At 41.9% G+C, this 17,142-nt stretch carries 16 protein-coding genes; 11 read left to right on the top strand and 5 right to left on the bottom strand.

Features of this window, described 5'->3' with window-relative positions:
* Nucleotides 1-41 precede the first annotated feature (41 nt).
* Both pdsS and pdsR read right to left on the bottom strand, forming a co-directional pair.
* Nucleotides 42-2,177 (bottom strand): proteobacterial dedicated sortase system histidine kinase, encoded by a 2,136-nt coding sequence (gene pdsS / locus AN395_RS08900; RefSeq protein ID WP_054982761.1) that lies wholly within the window; start codon nt 2,175-2,177, stop codon nt 42-44.
* Nucleotides 2,177-2,866, bottom strand: coding sequence for a proteobacterial dedicated sortase system response regulator (pdsR, locus tag AN395_RS08895; protein ID WP_054982760.1), 690 nt, complete (start codon nt 2,864-2,866; stop codon nt 2,177-2,179). The genes pdsS and pdsR overlap by 1 nt, the downstream gene beginning before the upstream one ends.
* A 200-nt stretch (nt 2,867-3,066) precedes the next feature.
* On the opposite strand from pdsR, the gene pdsO reads away from it, so the two are divergent.
* Genes pdsO through AN395_RS08880 form a run of 3 tightly spaced genes read left to right on the top strand, consistent with a single transcriptional unit; the run spans nt 3,067 to nt 6,423 of the window.
* Complete coding sequence (gene pdsO / locus AN395_RS08890) at nt 3,067-3,798, top strand: sortase-associated OmpA-like protein PdsO (RefSeq protein WP_054982759.1); 732 nt, start codon at nt 3,067-3,069, stop codon at nt 3,796-3,798.
* Nucleotides 3,799-3,844: 46 nt separating this feature from the next.
* Nucleotides 3,845-5,827, top strand: coding sequence for a marine proteobacterial sortase target protein (locus tag AN395_RS08885; protein ID WP_054982837.1), 1,983 nt, complete (start codon nt 3,845-3,847; stop codon nt 5,825-5,827).
* Entirely contained in the window at nt 5,824-6,423 is a 600-nt protein-coding gene (locus AN395_RS08880; RefSeq protein ID WP_054982758.1) for a class GN sortase, read from the top strand. The genes AN395_RS08885 and AN395_RS08880 overlap by 4 nt, the downstream gene beginning before the upstream one ends.
* Here AN395_RS08880 and AN395_RS08875 read toward each other — a convergent pair.
* Complete coding sequence (locus AN395_RS08875; protein ID WP_054982757.1) at nt 6,312-7,277, bottom strand: DMT family transporter; 966 nt, start codon at nt 7,275-7,277, stop codon at nt 6,312-6,314. The two genes, AN395_RS08880 and AN395_RS08875, sit on opposite strands and share 112 nt — an antisense overlap.
* A gap of 116 nt (nt 7,278-7,393) precedes the next feature.
* Between AN395_RS08875 and proB the strand changes: the two genes are divergently transcribed.
* The 5 genes from proB (at nt 7,394) to AN395_RS08845 (ending at nt 12,238) form a co-directional block, all read left to right on the top strand.
* Nucleotides 7,394-8,497, top strand: a complete 1,104-nt coding sequence (gene proB, locus AN395_RS08870; RefSeq protein ID WP_054982756.1) for a glutamate 5-kinase — start codon at nt 7,394-7,396, stop codon at nt 8,495-8,497.
* 360 nt (nt 8,498-8,857) lie between these two features.
* Entirely contained in the window at nt 8,858-9,832 is a 975-nt protein-coding gene (locus tag AN395_RS08860; RefSeq protein ID WP_024033165.1) for a GGDEF domain-containing protein, read from the top strand.
* A 55-nt stretch (nt 9,833-9,887) separates the two neighbouring features.
* Nucleotides 9,888-10,247: a glutaredoxin domain-containing protein gene (locus AN395_RS08855; RefSeq protein WP_004586118.1), complete on the top strand. Its 360-nt coding sequence runs from the start codon at nt 9,888-9,890 to the stop codon at nt 10,245-10,247.
* Nucleotides 10,248-10,292: 45 nt separating this feature from the next.
* On the top strand, nt 10,293-11,777 hold the full coding sequence (gene gltX / locus AN395_RS08850) for a glutamate--tRNA ligase (protein WP_024033164.1): 1,485 nt from the start codon (nt 10,293-10,295) through the stop codon (nt 11,775-11,777).
* A gap of 161 nt (nt 11,778-11,938) precedes the next feature.
* Nucleotides 11,939-12,238, top strand: coding sequence for a hypothetical protein (locus AN395_RS08845; protein WP_024033163.1), 300 nt, complete (start codon nt 11,939-11,941; stop codon nt 12,236-12,238).
* 4 nt (nt 12,239-12,242) lie between these two features.
* Here AN395_RS08845 and AN395_RS08840 read toward each other — a convergent pair whose 3' ends face one another.
* Entirely contained in the window at nt 12,243-12,635 is a 393-nt protein-coding gene (locus tag AN395_RS08840) for a hypothetical protein (RefSeq protein WP_029773896.1), read from the bottom strand.
* Nucleotides 12,636-12,802: 167 nt separating this feature from the next.
* Between AN395_RS08840 and AN395_RS08835 the strand changes: the two genes are divergently transcribed.
* The 3 genes from AN395_RS08835 (at nt 12,803) to AN395_RS08825 (ending at nt 16,091) form a co-directional block, all read left to right on the top strand.
* Entirely contained in the window at nt 12,803-13,504 is a 702-nt protein-coding gene (locus AN395_RS08835; RefSeq protein WP_054982754.1) for a DUF3581 domain-containing protein, read from the top strand.
* A gap of 303 nt (nt 13,505-13,807) precedes the next feature.
* Nucleotides 13,808-15,058, top strand: a complete 1,251-nt coding sequence (locus AN395_RS08830; RefSeq protein WP_054982753.1) for a DEAD/DEAH box helicase — start codon at nt 13,808-13,810, stop codon at nt 15,056-15,058.
* A 55-nt stretch (nt 15,059-15,113) separates the two neighbouring features.
* Nucleotides 15,114-16,091, top strand: coding sequence for a sensor domain-containing diguanylate cyclase (locus tag AN395_RS08825; protein WP_054982752.1), 978 nt, complete (start codon nt 15,114-15,116; stop codon nt 16,089-16,091).
* A gap of 77 nt (nt 16,092-16,168) precedes the next feature.
* On the opposite strand, the gene AN395_RS08820 is transcribed toward AN395_RS08825, so the two are convergent.
* Entirely contained in the window at nt 16,169-17,125 is a 957-nt protein-coding gene (locus AN395_RS08820) for a methylenetetrahydrofolate reductase (RefSeq protein ID WP_024033159.1), read from the bottom strand.
* Between the last annotated feature and the right edge of the window lie 17 nt (nt 17,126-17,142).

Raw genomic sequence — 17,142 nt, 5'->3', positions numbered from 1 at the left:
AAAATAAGGGCGGCTCAGCAAGGCACCACTTTATGCACAGTCTAGCTTTGCAAAGGTAGCGTTACTTTAAATACCACGCCATTACCGCGTTGGTTATTTTGTGCAGTGACGCTGCCTTTATGGTAATCACATACTAGCCTTACAATATAAAGCCCTAACCCTAAGTGCGGTTGTTGCTGCATTTGCTGGCTACGCACCGACACCATAGAATCAAAAATATGCTCAGTTAGCCCTTCGGGCAGGGCGGGGCCAGTATTACTCACTGTTAATATTGCTTTATTTTCGCTCTGCTTAAGACCTAGATTAATAGCCGTATTTGCTTCACTAAATTCCAGCGCATTATTAATAAGCTTATCAAGTAGCTGAGCTATAAATTCGGGGGCTCCTTGCATAGGTAAAGGATTTTGGCATACATCAAGTTCAAATAACTGTTCAGGGTAAGTAAGCTGGTAGCCTTGCATGCAGCCATTAATAACCTTTTGTAAGTCAAACGGCTCGCTCTCGTTGCTTTGAATACTTTGCTCAAGGCGCGTGGCTTCGCTCATGGTGGTTATTATTTTACCTAAGCGCTCAACCCCTTCACTGGCGCGCTCTAAGTATTTTTGGCTTAGCTCGTTTTGTGGCAGGCTTTGTAAGTTTTCTAAAGAAGAGCGAACCACAGCCACAGGTGTGCGTAGCTCATGAGATAACCGCGATGACATATTTTCTAAATAGTTAGTGTATCCACCCAATCGGCCAACAATATTGGCAAAGCTTCGTGAAAGGTCGCCAATTTCATCGTTTGAGTCGCTGTAATCAATACTGCCGGTAATGCGCCCTTGGGCATCAATGGCTTGCTCTGCGGTGTCGCGCAATCGCCTAATACGGCTCGAAATACGCGAAGCAAAAAAGAACAACGTAACGGTACCAATTAGCATCACCGCTAAAATAACGTTAAAGAGCTTTTCGAGCGATTTATTACGCAGTGTGCGTACACCATTAGTAGTTTCCTCGGCGATGACTGCGCCAATGACTTTGTCGTCAATCCAAATAGGGTAAGCCGCCGATAAAATAACGGCTTTACTGTCGGGCGTTAATCGCCAAGATGACGCTGGTTGCCCTTTGAGTGCTTTAGCTAAATGTGTGCCCTGCATTGAGGCAACATCGTGCAGGGTATCTAAAAATTCGTTTTCGGGGCGAGTTAAAATTTTATAATAAAGCGGGTGCAAATACGTTTGCTCAAAGCGTTGCCAGGCATTTTTAGGCGGCTGGTTTTTAAGGCCGTCGGCCCATACGCCATCGGCATTTTGAATTGTGCCCGACTGCGCTAATACGCGATGATGATTATCAACCACCCAAATACGGCTACCACTGTGACCCATACCTTTTAAAATTCGGTTAATTTCTGGTGAGGGCACCAATACCGAGCCTAAATCGCTTGGGTTATTTAAATTAGAGGTCGACATTGTTTTAAAATCGAGCGGCGCTTTTTTTGTGTCAATATCGATCACGGCAAAGCCTAGCTTGTTACCAAGCATATTTATAGGAAAGCGCAGCTCTACGTTGTATCCCGATTCAGTGCGTATAAAATAGCCCTGAATTTTTGTAAACGGTGTTTTGGTATTAGCATCAAACGCATTTACCCAGCCATCTTGGCGTGGGGCAATAATGTACGTATTAAAATCTCCGGCTGGGCTTTTTAGGCCAATTATTAAATGGTCGTTATTAGTAATGCTTAAACTATTTTTAGCACGATATACAAGGTGATCGTCAGTTACTTTAAACACGGCATATAAATAGTTATCAAACTTGCCAACCATATGATCAAACGATAAATCCTCAGCTTTATGCTTCTTGTCTGCTTTTTGTAAATAGCGTTTATCGTAATGCCAAAGGAGTGGTTGATAGCTTTGCCAGTCGCTCAGTTTGCCATCGAGTTGAATGGCATTTTTAAGATTGTACGCATATAAGTCGCGCCCTTTTACTACCTGGTCTAAAAAGTTGGTTTGCTCATCAAAAAGGGCTGGGCGTTCATGCAGGGCGGTGGCGAGCGCCCGTGTGGTGCCTACGAGGGTTTTTTCTTGGCCTTGGCGTAAAAACTTTTCCATTTCCCACACGTACTCGTAGCCAAGCCAAGGCAGTAAAAACAAAAAACACGACAGTAATATAAATTTACTGCGCAGGCCAAATCGTAACATTAGCGTTGTTCCCACCTGTAGCCCATGCCGTACACCGTATCTATGCAGTCAAAGTTGTTATCAAGGGCGATAAACTTTTTACGAATGCGTTTTACATGCGAGGTGATAGTGCTGTCGTCAACGTAAATTTTTGCATCGCTCATTAAATCGTTACGGCTTTTTACATGGCCTGGGCGCTGCGCAAGTGAGTGCAACATCCAAAATTCGGTCACGGTTAAATCAACCAATTGCTGCTGCCAAAATACTTGCATGCGCTGGGTGTCGAGCGTTAACTGGCCACGTGTAATTAATGCATTGGCATCGGCGGGTTGCTCAAGCGCTTCCATGCGTCTAAATAGCGCGCCTATTCTGGCAGCCAAGTGGGCTAAACTAATATCTTTTGTTAGGTAGTCATCGGCGCCCATACGCAGGCCACACACGGTATCTATTTCGCTATCGCGGGCGGTTAAAAAAATAATAGGCAGTGTTTTAGAAAGCGTACGCAAGGTTTGGCAGAGCAAAAAACCGCCGTCTATTTCGTGGCCTAAACCAATATCAACAATGGCTAAATCGGGTAGGGCGTCTTTAAATGCAATCTCTGCGCTGACGCGATCAGCAAAACCACTTACTTGGTAACCTTGGGCGCTAAGCATTTCAATATAGTTTTCGCGGATGGCGGTTTCATCTTCAATGATGGCTATTTTTTTCATTCTACTCACCCTTATTTATTTTAAAACGCACTATATCGAAGTTTTTCAGTTATGTACGCTTAAAAAGGCAATTGCCATTTTTTTGCCACAATTGCTCAGCGGTTTGCCATTTTTGCTCCCCTTTGTTGCCATTTGCAGCTGTTTTAATACAACCATCAAAACAAAACATCACAAATTAAAACAAGTTTAAGGATTACATTATGAAGAAGACATTAATCGCATTAACCCTAGTAGCCACAGTGTGTACACCTGCATTTGCAGCAGCCGCTAACACCCCTTCTAAAGAAGCACATAAAGAAACCGCCATCGGCTTAGGTACTGGCGCCATTATTGGTGGTGTCGTTGGTGGGCCAATTGGTGCTTTTATTGGCGCATTTGCCGGGGGCTTAATTGGTGATTCAAAAGTAGCTGATGACAAAATTGCCCAGCAGCAGAGAGCAATAACAGTGATGCAGCAAAAAACCAGTGACTACCAACAGGTACTTAATCAAAACAATAGGCTAGAGCAGCAGTTAGATGTACTGACTAATCAAAATGAGCAGTTAACACAATCACAAATAAATAACTTACTTGCCATGACAGTACAATTTAAAACAGGCTCAAGTGCTATTGCCCCGCACTTTGCTACGCAGTTAGACCAGCTTGTGGTGCTGTTAAAAAATCAGCCGCAACTAGCATTAGATTTAAGTGGCTTTGCTGATCAGCGCGGTGATGAGCAAGCGAATCTTTTATTGTCTAAAAAACGTGTAAACGCAGTGCAAAGTTACCTTATAAAGCACGGCATTAGCCATACACGTTTAAGTGCGCAGGCATTTGGCGAGCAACAAACATTAGCGCGCAGCAATACCGTAGAAGATAACTTTTTTGATCGACGCGTAACACTTACTACCCGCTCAATAAACCCAGTAAATGGCCAAACGGCAAGTAACTAAAGCCACTTTTATTTGTGTAAAGTTAAGCGTTCGATGGAGTGATTTTATGTTGAGTAACCCAACCAAAATGCTTACTAAAGTAAGCATTTTTATTTTCTTAGTGGCTGTGCTTCTACTTAGTTTTAATAGCCGTGCACAGTCGCCCAAGCTTGAACTTTTTGACAGCAGCGGTACACCTGTCGCGCCGGCAATTATATTAAAAAGCGATGCTAACATGACCCTAACCGGGCTGATAAATCACGTGGTCGTTAAGCAAACTTATCAAAACGATAATCCGTTTGCGGTAAATGCGCGTTATGTGTTTCCGTTACCTGATGAAAGCGCCGTACATGCGATGACGATGCACATAGGTGAGCGAGTCATAAAAGGCCAAATAGATAAAAAAGTAGAGGCCGAAAAAAAGTATCAGGCAGCTAAAAATGCTGGCAAGCAAGCCGCACTTGTACGCCAGCAGCGCGCTAATATGTTTATTACTAACGTGGCAAATATAGGCCCTGGCGAGCAAATTGTGATAGAGCTTGAATACCAAGAGATCATTGATTACAGCAATGGCACATTTGCTATTCGCTTCCCAAGTACCATTACGCCGCGCTATCACACAATAAGCGCAAATATTGAAGCTGAGCAAACTAGCCTAACCCATGCTCCTCAGGGGTGGTTAAGCCCTGTGTATAGCAAAACGCAGCACAGTGAGGCGCCAAACAGCCAATTTAGTTTAAATATTGATATAGATGTAGGCTTAGAGCTTGTAGATATAACGTCTAAATTTCATCGTGTAGAAGTACAAAACCCGGCCTTTGGGCAATATACGGTTGCTTTAAATGAGCAAGCGGGGGCCAATCGCGACTTTGTACTTGAGTTTAAACCGCTGCAAAAAGAAAGCGCACAAGCAGCATTTTTTACCCAGCAGTTTGAAAATGGCGACCGATACGGGCTTGCTATGCTAATGCCGCCAGCAGATCACTTTACACAAACGCAGCGCCTACCACGCGAAATGGTGTTTGTTGTAGATACCTCTGGCTCTATGCACGGGCAATCTATGGAGCAAGCTAAAAAGGCCCTGTTTTATGCGCTGTCTTTGCTTGATAGCGACGACAGCTTTAACATTATTGGCTTTGATAACGTGGTTACCCCCATGAGCGATAAACCCCTTATTGCTAGTGACTTTAACTTACGCCGCGCTGAGCGCTTTATTTATAGCCTAGAGGCCGACGGTGGTACCGAAATACAAGGTGCGCTTGATGCGGTACTTGATGGCAGCAGCTTTGAAGGCTTTGTACGCCAAGTGGTGTTTTTAACGGATGGCAGTGTAAGTAACGAAGATGCCTTATTTAAAAATATTCAGCGTAAATTGGGTGATAGCCGATTATTTACTGTAGGCATTGGCAGTGCACCCAATAGCTTTTTTATGCGCCGCGCAGCTGATATAGGTAAAGGGTCATTTACGTTTATTGGCAGCACCCATGAGGTGCAGCCTAAAATGCAGCAGTTATTTGATAAGCTTGCTCATCCCGCTATCACTAATTTAGCACTGCGCGATGAAAGCACTCATAGTTTAGATTTTTGGCCATCTCCTTTGCCCGATTTATATTTTGGCGAGCCAATAATGGTGGCTATAAAACTAAATGATACGAATCAAATTACGCTTAGTGGGCAAACCGCTCAAGGCCCTTTAAATATAAAACTAAGCGCACAAAATAGCGCCAACGCAAAAGGGATTGATAAGCTGTGGGCGCGCCAAAAAATTAAATCGTTGCTTTTATATAATGACCGACAGTCAGTTAAAAATGAGGTGCAAGGGCTTGCGCTCACACATCAACTACTGAGCCCGTTTACTGCTTTTATAGCTATTGAGCATACTCAAATTAACGAGCCTGCAAAGCAAACGGCACTGGCTAAGAACGCAGCGCCACAAGGACTGGCTATGCGTTTACCACAAACCGATGGGCAAAGCCGACTGTACATATTGCTGGGCTGCATTTTATTACTTGGCTATGGCGCGTTTAAAATAAACCGAGGGCTTAAATGAAAAAGTGGCTAAGTGCGGGCTTATTAATCGCCGGGCTGGGGCTGTTTTCTCATGGTGCTTATATGCAAGCCAAGGCATGGCTTGCCCAAGTATTAATAGAGCAGGCCTGGCAAGAGGCGCTTATTACGCCACACGCTCGCGTTAAACCGTGGTTTTACGCCGACAGCTTTGTAACCGCGCAGCTTAACTGGCCTGTGCATAATAAAGTGCTTAGCGTTTTAGCTGGGGCAAGTGGTCGTAATTTAGCATTTGCACCAAGCCACTTTTTGCCAGGGGCAAAGCTTGGAGATAAACATGGCGGTGCGTTAATAGCGGGTCACAACGATACCCACTTTGCATTTTTAAAACACACCAAAGTGGGTGAAACGTTTACGCTGCAGCTGCAAAGCGGCGTAATACAGCATTATAAAGTGAAGGGGATTGAGGTTATTCATCAATCCCAGCAGGCGTTTTTACAAACCCCAGGCCTTTATTTATTAACCTGTTACCCTTTTGACTCGCTGGCATCGGGTACTGATTTAAGATGGCTTGTATCGGCTGAGTTGATAGGGTCATCGCCAGCTTCATTAAGCGGTATATCTACCACCAGCTCTTGATGTCGTTGGCTTATCATCACCCCTGCAAAAACAACAAATATACTCACCCATTGCCAAAAATCGAGTACCTCACCCAGAATAATGGCCGATAAAATAAGTGTAAAAATAGGAATTAAATTTGAATAAGCCGCAGCCGTTAATACCGACACTTTGCCAATTGCATAGTTATACATACCATAGCCACCTAAGGTGACAAACGAGCCTAAATACAAAATGCTCATAAGGGCGGTTAGGTCATGCTGGTTTTCGCTGGGTAAGTCGATAAAAAACAAAAACGGTGCAAAAAACACACTGCCGCTTATGCCTTGTAAAGCGATTAGCGTTAACGGCGAGTAGCGATTGGCCAAGTGCTTAATGCTAATGGTGTAAAACGCCGCGCATACCATGGCCATAAGCTCTAAAAAGTTACCCAATAATGGATTAGGGGCCTGATCGGTATTTGGTGAAAGCAAAGTAAGTAAAATACTGCCGCCAATACACAGGGTAAACCCAATCACAATGGCTTTACTTATATACTCTTTAAGCATAAAAAACGCCATCAACGCCACAATAATAGGCAAACACGAAACAATAACTCCCGCCTGAGAGGCCGAGGTGTATTCCATTGCGTGGCCTTCAAATAAAAAGTACAAGCATGGCTCTGCGAGCGACATACCTAATAAGTACTTCCAATCGCCTTTTAAATACTCAAACCTAATTACGTAACGCCATAAACACAGCGATAAAACTAAGGTGGTTAGCATGCGTAAAAATATAACTAGTGCTGGGTCGTAAACGGCAATAGCATACTTAAGTGCAATAAAGGAGCTACCCCATAAAAAGGTGGCAATAATTAGGCATAAACTGGCTGGCATAAATGAAATTTTATCAAATTAAATTAACGCCGATCCTAGCATGAATAATTTTAACTTGTTCAAAAATACCGAGCTGGTATAAGTTTATTTATCTTTCATTTTAATAGTAAATAATAATGCGTAGGGAACAGGTAATTGTTGTTAAGCTTGGTACAAGTGTACTGACCGGCGGCACCGATAAGTTAGATAAAGCCCATATGGTTGAGCTGGTTCGCCAATGTAGCGAACTTAAAAAGCAAGGCCACCAAGTTATATTAGTATCAAGTGGCGCGGTTGCTGCGGGTCGCGAACAACTTATTAAACCCTGTGGCCGCGGCCTAATAGATAAACAAATGTTGGCAGCCGTTGGGCAAGGTCAGCTTATACATATTTGGCAAAGCTTATTTGCCTTGTATGGCATAAACGTAGGGCAAATGCTGCTTACCCGTGCCGACGTAGATGACCGCGAACGCTATTTAAATGCGCGCGACACCTTAAATGCGTTATTAAGCCACGAGGTGGTGCCTATTATTAATGAAAACGACGCGGTAGCAACCGCCGAAATAAAAGTAGGCGATAACGATAATTTATCAGCGCTGGTGGCTATTTTGGCTAATGCCAACAAGCTATTACTACTTACCGATCAAGAAGGTTTATTTACCAGCGATCCGCGCACAAATACCGACGCAAAACTGATTGACGAAGTCACTCATATAAACGATGAGTTACGCCAACTGGCTGGTGGTAGCGGTACAAGTTTAGGCACCGGCGGTATGGCCACAAAACTACAAGCCGCCGACGTAGCAAGGCGCGCAGGGGTAGAGGTTATTATTGCAAAAGGCGCTGGCAACAACGTTATTTTAAAATGCATGAGTGAGCAATTACCCGGTACGCGGTTTTTAAAACTTACTGCGCCAAAAGATGGCCGTAAAAAATGGCTAATGGCTGGGCCTAAAAGTACCGGCCAAATAATGATTGATAAAGGGGCTATTTCGGCGCTACAAAACAAAGGGGCGAGCCTGCTGGCAAAAGGCATAACTAATGCGTTTGGCCGTTTTGAGCGGGGCGACTTAATAGATTTAATAGACGCCAACAACCAAGTTATTGCACGAGGGTTAACACGTTTTAATCAAGTTGAAGTAAATAAAATTAAAGGTGCTCATTCAGAGCAGATAGGCGAGCTACTCGACTTTGATAGTGGCGCTGTGGTGCTACACAGAGACGACTTAGTTTTGCTTTAGTTTTATTTAGCTTTTTTAAATAGCGCGTGTTGCGTATTGGTTATTAGTATTGCGGCTGTAGTTAGGTATTTAAGCAAGGCAGGGCCTATGTTGTGTTTAGTATAACTGGTTGTACAAAAACATAAATACAAAGCATAGGCTGTTTTAGGCTCTGCTGTATGTAAGTTATTAAATAATACCGCAGTAGTTATTGAGCTCACTAAGTTACTAAGCTCGCGCTACGATTTAATAGCGCTTAGCTAAAACAAACTTTAATCCACATAGCTCAATGCGACCTAATTCAAAAGTATTGGTTAATTAATTAGCAAAGTTGATGATTTTGTCTAAACTGATTGAAGTTAAAACAGTTTAGGCAAACTAATGAAGGCAAACAATTGCGGGCACGAATGGATAATCAGTCTAACTCAGCAAGAAGAAGAAAGTGATTTAGATGCATCATTAGTGCAGATTATTGGCGACCTACTCGAAGTTGAAAATTTTGCTATTTATATTAATAAGCACTTTAGTGCGCAATTACCGCCTACGCTTATAAACACCCACACCCGCCTTGAAGTATTAGAGTCTAACGAAGCCCTAGCGCTGCTTAATAAAGTAACCCAAAACAAAATAAGAGTAAGCCGTGCCTTAGGTGTAGTAACAACGTATGTGCCAGTGTATTACTTTGGTAAAGTAATTGGCATATTACTAATAGAAACCACTAAAGAGTTAGCGCAAACCACCACAATGCTCGCCGTGCATATTTTAAATATTTATGCCAACCAGCTAGGGCTATTACATAAATCGCGGTTAGACCCTTTAACCGAGCTTTTAAATAGACAAACCTTTGATAAAAAAGTGATCGAAATTGTCTCAGGCAAAGGCTTTTTATTACCCCGTGATGATACAAACGAAAAGCGACGATGGTATTTAGCCATTGCAGATATCGATCACTTTAAACGCGTAAACGACAGCTACGGCCATGTAATAGGCGATGAAGTTATTTTACTTGTGGCGCGGTTGTTAAAAAATAACTTTAGGCTAGAAGACTACGTATTCAGATATGGAGGCGAAGAGTTTGCAGTGTTATTTCAAACCAAAACCGAGGCACAAGCACATATAGCACTTAACCGTTTACGCTCAAATATTGCTGAGTATCCTTTTCCGCAAGTTGGGCAGCTTACAATAAGTATTGGCTTTTTAGAGCTGGCAAGTATTGATACTGTATCTAGTATCGTAAACCAAGCCGATATGGCGCTGTATCATTCTAAAAATAGCGGCCGTAATAAAGTGACTGCTTATAGCGAGCTTGAGGTAAATGAAGAAGTGACCACCGATAATAGTATTGAGCTTTTTTGATTGTAAATTTGTGCTAAAATCTGGCTCCTTAAATTGTTGTAGGCAGGCACAAAACATGAAATTCGTTCGTTGGTTTTTAGGTTGTATAATTTTATTCTTTAATTTTGTATTTACTCCTCGCAGTAAAAAGCGTGCAAGCGATGTGCAAGCGCAGCTTGATCAGCAAACCTCACAATTTAAACTTTATCAATTTAAAGCATGCCCGTTTTGCGTAAAAGTACGCCGTGCAATTAAGCGCGAAGGCTTAAAAATAGAAACGCGTGATGCAAAAAATAATCAACAATTTCGTCAAGAGCTGTTAGAGCAAGGCGGCAAAATTAAAGTGCCATGCCTTCGTATAGAAAAAAATGGCCAAGTAGAGTGGCTATACGAATCTAACGATATTATTGCTTACTTAAACAAAGTAGCGGCTTAAACGACCCCCTTAATTTTTATCTCACTTATTAAAAGAGACATTATCATGACAATCCGTACTCGTGTTGCCCCATCTCCAACAGGTGACCCGCATCTTGGCACCGCTTATATTGCTTTATTTAACTACTGTTTTGCTAAACAACAAGGCGGCGAGTTTGTGCTTCGTATTGAAGATACAGACCAAGTTCGTAGCACGCCAGAGTCAGAACAAGCGATTATGGATAGCTTACGTTGGTTAGGTCTTGAGTGGGATCATGGCCCTGACGTAGGTGGCGAATTTGGCCCTTACCGTCAATCAGAGCGTAGCGATTTATACAAAAAATACGCACACCAATTAGTTGAGCAAGGTAAAGCATTTTACTGTTTTGCAACCAGCGAAGAGCTTGACCAAATGCGTGAAGAGCAAATGGCAGAAGGTCTGCGCCCTAAATACGACGGCCGTGGCTTAAACCTCACCGAAGATGAAATTAAAGCAAACCTAGCCGCAGGCAAGCCTTACGTTATTCGTATGAAAATACCAAGCGAAGGCACTTTTAAATTTAACGACTACCTACGCGACGAAATTGAGATCCCGTGGGAAAACGTAGACATGCAAGTGCTATTAAAAGCCGATGGTTTCCCTACGTACTTTTTAGCAAACGTAGTGGATGACCACCACATGCAAATAAGCCATATTTTCCGTGGCGAAGAGTGGATTAACTCAGCACCTAAACTATTAAAACTTTACGAAGATTTAGGTTGGGAAGCACCCGTACTAGGGCATTTACCACTACTGCGTAATCCTGATAAATCAAAGCTTTCTAAGCGTAAAAACCCAACGTCTATTAATTACTATAAAGAAATGGGTTACCTACCAGAGGCCGTGCTTAACTACTTAGGCCGTATGGGTTGGTCAATGCCAGATGAGCGTGAAAAATTCACTCTTAACGAGATGATTGAACACTTCGATATGAAGCGTGTATCACTTGGTGGCCCAGTATTTGATGTTGATAAGCTAAGCTGGTTAAACGGCATGTGGATCCGCGAAAACCTAACAGACGAAGAGCTTGTGCAGCGCTTTGTTGATTGGAAGTTTAATGGCGAAATGCTAGCTAAAGTATTACCAGAAGCTAAAACGCGCATTAATACGCTTTCGGACATGGTTGATTTAGCAGGGCATTTTGTAGGCGGCATTCCAACTTACGACCCAGCACTGTTAACGGCGGGCAAAGCTGACGAAAATGTAATACGCCAAGCGTTACAGTTTTTTGTATGGCAGCTTGAAGGTTTACGTAGTTTTGATAAGCCAGCTATTTTTGCCATTGCAAAAGAAGTTGCTACATTCCACGAGCTTAAAATTAAAGACTTTTTAGAGCCAATATTTGTAGCAATCACGGGTAAAACGTCTTCAACGTCAGTACTTGATGCAATGGAAATTTTAGGCTCAGACTTATCACGTGCGCGTTTACGTGTAGCGCTTGCTCATTTAGGCATTTCTAAAAAGCAGGCTAAAAATATTGAGCGTGCGTACCGCACATACCCAAGTGCATAATCTTTAGTCATACTTTATAAAAAGCCGAGCTTATTAATTAAGCTCGGCTTTTTTGTTTCAGGCCGTTTGGCTATATGTCATCGCGTTTTGATATTGTTTAGCGCAAGCCGTGGCGCCTTAGCAAATGCTACAATGCTGCATGTAAATTAAAAGGAGGCAGCATGATTGCACCTGTAAAAAACAAAGCTTTATTTAGCAGTAATGCCTTTTCAATAAACCTAGTTACTTACCCTACACATCACAGTGTGATGAACCATATAGATCCAGTACAGCAAGGGCGCTACTACAAACTTAATTTTGTACTAGTAAAACCTAAAGCTGGTGGGGTTTTTAAATGCTCAAAATGCATTATTAATTGGTTTAACCGCGTGTATTTATTTAGACCCGACAAATACGAGCATAGCGTTTCTAAAATTGAGTCGGGAAAGCGCGTACTACTTAGCTTTGCGCTTAATATATAATTTATTAATAGTCGTAGGCCTGTCCGCTGCATAAAACAGACAGGTCACAATACGATACAGAGATTTCGCTACAAGAATTTATAGTAAAGGCGTTACCGCCTCTGCGCATTGCATCTGCTTTAAGTAAATCTATAGCATTTGATTTTAAGCGATTGTAGCTTATATTATTGTCGCCTCTACCGTCGCCATTGCAGCTTTCGCCTTCAATTCGGCCTAAAAGTGTGGCGCCACTTTCGTGTGCTTCTTGGTCGCTATAAAACTGTTGTAAATCTCGTTTTTTAACGTACGTACCAATTTCCTCAGATAAAACATCGTTATCTATATCGGTATGAAAAGTCACGCTAGAACATCCAGCCAAAGTAGTGAGTACGCTTATTACTGCAAAAACACGTAACATAATAATTAGTCCCTTATTTAGTTTGGTACCTAAATTACTAACTAAAACAGGTGTGCGCAACATTTACTCTTAAGTTAATTGTATGAATTTGTAAGTGATTCGACCTCTCTTTAAATTTTTTCTGGTAGTATGGGCAGGTTATAAGCAGTTTAAGCAGTGAACAATCTATGTTAAGTCCTTACTTTCAGCAGCATGCTGATTATGTTTCTATCTCTCGTGAGCAAGGGTGTCGTTTCGCAAAGTGCGTTGCCGATGATTACAACCCACTTCATGACAAAGATGCCAAAAAGTTTTGCGCGCCAGGAGACTTACTTTTTTCTTTAGTGTTAGACCGCTACGGTATAAGTGAGCGAATGGAATTTACCTTTGCCGGTATGGTTGATGAAAACACCAAACTTAATTTCCCAGAAGGGGATGATGAGTTTGATGTAACCAACGGCGACAAAGTAATTTTAAAGGTAAAACGCGAAGGTAAAACCAGCAAATGCCCAACACTTACTAATAGCTTAATAAAAAACTATGTTGAGTTTTCTGGTGCTGCATTTCCGCACGTAATTATTCCGCTAATGGGTAAGCAAAATGTAATGATTAACCCAGCGCGCCCTATGGTTATTTACGAGTCGATGATCATTAACCTTGATAACATTAATATTCAAACGCCAACGCTTGAGTTTGCTGAGCCAAGTTTTGAGTACACGGGTAAGCGCGGCAAAATTACCTTGCGCTTTAATTTACTAGAAAACGGCGAAAAAGTGGGTTTTGGTGAAAAGCACATGGTGGTGTCGGGTATTCGTGAATACTGCCAAGCAACGGTTGATGACTTAATCGCGTTTTATAATGAGCGAAAAGCCACGTTAAAACCGGCCTAACGTCATTAAATTATAATACCAATCCGCAATAATACTTAATCACTATCTGCGTTAAAAAATTCTCATTTAGAACAACTAAATAGCGAATTTATTGCCTAGCTATCAACACGTTTATCTGTCCTCAAAATAGACCACTTAATTAAGCGGATTGGTATAAAAAGGGCGCTAAATACATTGTTATTTTGCGCCTTTTTTATTGGTTTAGAGAATGCAGCTAGGCTGAATACTTTTCTGAGCTGGTTAATTTACGCAGTACCGTAATATGCGTACAATAGCGCTCTTTGTTATTTTAAAGCTAAGCCTATGTCTGTCACATCGTTCTCATCTCTTAAACTCGATTCGTTATTACTAACCGCAATTGAGCAAAATAATTACAACACGCCTACCGCAATTCAGGTTAAAACTATTCCGCACATATTAGCGGGCAGCGATGTAATGGGCAGCGCGCAAACAGGCACAGGTAAAACAGCCGCCTTTGTATTACCACTACTACATAAGCTTTTAAATACACCAAAAAAAGATGAGCCAGGCATAGCCCGAGTGGTTATTTTAACGCCCACGCGTGAGCTTGCTCAGCAAGTGTTTGCAAGCTTTGAAAAATACGCCCAAGGCACAAATATTCAAGGCGCTTTAGCGTATGGCGGTGCAAGTATTGGCCCGCAAATTAAAGCGCTTAAAACGGCGCAAGTGATAGTCGCAACGCCTGGGCGTTTACTTGATCATATTGTTAAAGGCAGTGTGGTGCTTTCAAGTATTGATTCGTTAGTATTTGATGAAGCCGACCGCATGCTGGATATGGGCTTTATTGATGAAATAAAACGTATTTTGCGCCACATTCCAGGCGATCGCCAAACCTTATTGTTCTCAGCCACATTCGATGACAGCGTGTTTGAGCTGAGTAAAAAACTACTTAAAAACCCCGAGCTGATTGAAGTTGATAAACGTAACTCAGCCGCCGTTGAAGTAGAGCAAGTTATTTACGCAGTTGATGAAGAGCGAAAGCGTGAGCTTGTATCGCACATGATTGGCATGAAAAACTGGCGCCAAGTACTTATATTTACACGTACCAAACAAATGGCCGATAAACTTGCCAAAGAAATGTGTAAAGACGGCTTAAAAACAGAGTCTATCCATGGCGATAAATCACAAGGTGCGCGCGACCGTGCATTACAAAACTTTAAAGAAGGCACAACGCGGGTTTTAGTTGCCACCGATGTAGCTGCCCGCGGTTTAGATATTCCGGCGCTTAAATATGTAATAAACTTTGAGCTACCTTACATAGCAGAAGATTACGTACACCGAATTGGCCGTACGGGGCGCGCTGGCGAGCAAGGCCTTGCCATGTCGCTGGTAAGTATTGACGAGCAGTGGTTACTGGAAGAAATTGAAGTACTACTGGATACCCGTTTAGCACCACAATGGCTAGAAGGTTACGAGCCAGATTTAAACAAGCCACCTAAAGATAACCGTAAAAACACCAACAAAGCGCGTAAAGATCGCGATAAAAAGCGCATTACCGGGCAAAGAGCACCAAGTAAACGCCGCAGAAAGTAGCCTTAGACATATTTATTTGGCTATACTAAGGCCACTAAATAGCTGAGGTATAGTTATGTTTGAAACAGATCAGTGGGCGTTTTCTGGTATCGATGGCCAAATATCATTACATAAATGGCAAAAAACCATTGATCTTATTACTGGGCTTTTTTCGGCCCCCTCTGGTTATATAGTTCAGGCTACTAGTAAAGGTTATCGTGTAGTTATTAGAGCTAATGAAGGTGGCTCACACTTTGAAACCAACCCTATACTCCCTCCCGAAACTCCCTTATTTTGTAAATATGTAGCCGAAAACAACAACACTTTGTATGTTAGCGATACCCGCAGCGATACGCAGTGGAATACCATGCCCGAGGTTATTGAAGATGGCGTTGAATCCTACCTAGGCTTGCCAATTCACTGGCCTGAAGGTGAAGTATTTGGCACCTTGTGTTTAAAAGATTCAAAAAAAACCAGCTACACCGATGAATATTTTGAGCTAATAGAGCAGCTTCGTGATTTAATTGAAGACGATTTAGCCCTTATTTATAGCTTTGAGCAAATGCGCGAAATAGCCATGCTTGACCCGCTTACCAATATTTATAATCGCCGTGCACTTAGCTTACTTGCCCAACACAAACTTAATTTAGCGCTGCGTTTAGGTTTTGATGTGTGTTGCTTGTTTATTGATGTAAACGACTTTAAAAAACTAAACGACACTTATGGCCATGAAATAGGCGATCAAGCGTTAATCCTCTTAGCAAATACCTTAAAAACACATTTAAGAGAGGCTGATATAGTAGGGCGTTTAGGCGGCGATGAATTTGTAGCTGTGATGCAAATTAGTGATAGAAGTAAGCTTAGCCATATTATTGATAAAATAAAAATTGAGTATAAAAACGCACTATTAGAAAACAACGTGTGCGCGCTGACACTTAGCATAGGCGAAAGTTTTACTAACAAACAAAAGCAACCTTTTGATACGTTATTAAATTTGGCCGATCACCAAATGTATAAAAATAAACAAGCGTACAAATTGGCTAAAAAAGCATAATAATAAAAGTAATACACTTAAACATAGCAACAAAAAAGCAAGCCATTAGGCTTGCTATAAACGGTGTGAATTAGGCGTTAAGCGATTTGTTTTTCGGCTAGGTTTAATTCCATAATGGCTTTTAATAAACGGTATAAGTTTATTGATGCGTCAATTTCTTCTTTACGGTTTGTTAAGCTTTCAATATTTAAGCCCAGTGGCACATCTAGGTGCGCACAGCTTTTGAGTATTAGGTCGAGATTTTCTCGGCAAATACGTACAGATTCACTTAAGGTATTGTCTGCATCAAGCATGCGCCATTTAGTGGCCTCTGGCACTGAGATACCCAACCATTGCATAAACTCTAAGGTTTTATCGCCACCGCATGGCGTAAACGTTAAAATAATCCGTTTTGGTGTAATACCTTGTGCTTTACAGGTACGTGCGTAACTTGTGATTAGCTCTATAGTTGCTTGCGCGTCGTAAACCGCTTGCGATATAAAAAACTGACAACCTTGTGCTGTTTTTTCTATAAGGCGCTCGTGTTCATTTCGCTTACTTGAATGTCGCTCAGCAATGGTAACGCCCCCTAAAAAGAAGTCATCACTTTGCTCTGCAAGCGTTTTATAGGCATCGGGCAAGCTTAGTTTTATATCACCTACCGATGAGGGGCTACCCACTAAAACGACATTTTTTAAATCGTAGTCGTTTTTAGTTTCATCCAACCAGCCTTTAAACTCCTCTACACCACGTTGTGCCACACTTTTGTAAGTAATGACATCTGGAGCAGATAAATTACGTAGTAAGTGGCTGTATTCACGTGGGTCTACAGTTTGTTTAAACGGAAATGGTCGTGCTTTATCTGTACGGCTACTTTCATCTTGAATGTCGTAAATTATCACGCCGTCGTATTCAATTTCGTGTAAACGAGCAAGTAGTTTTTCTGCAATGATTTTTAGTTGCGCTTTATCAGTACCAATTTTAGGTGGAGTAGTACCAATAAGATAAACACCTTGATTGGTGTCTTCTATTTTTTCTTGTAGTGATAAAGCCATAATCCTCATTCCAGCTT

The sequence above is a fragment of the Pseudoalteromonas sp. P1-30 genome, assembly GCF_001400005.1.
Classification (GTDB): Bacteria; Pseudomonadota; Gammaproteobacteria; order Enterobacterales; family Alteromonadaceae; genus Pseudoalteromonas; species Pseudoalteromonas atlantica.
This window is presented reverse-complemented; position numbering and strand designations above follow the sequence as displayed.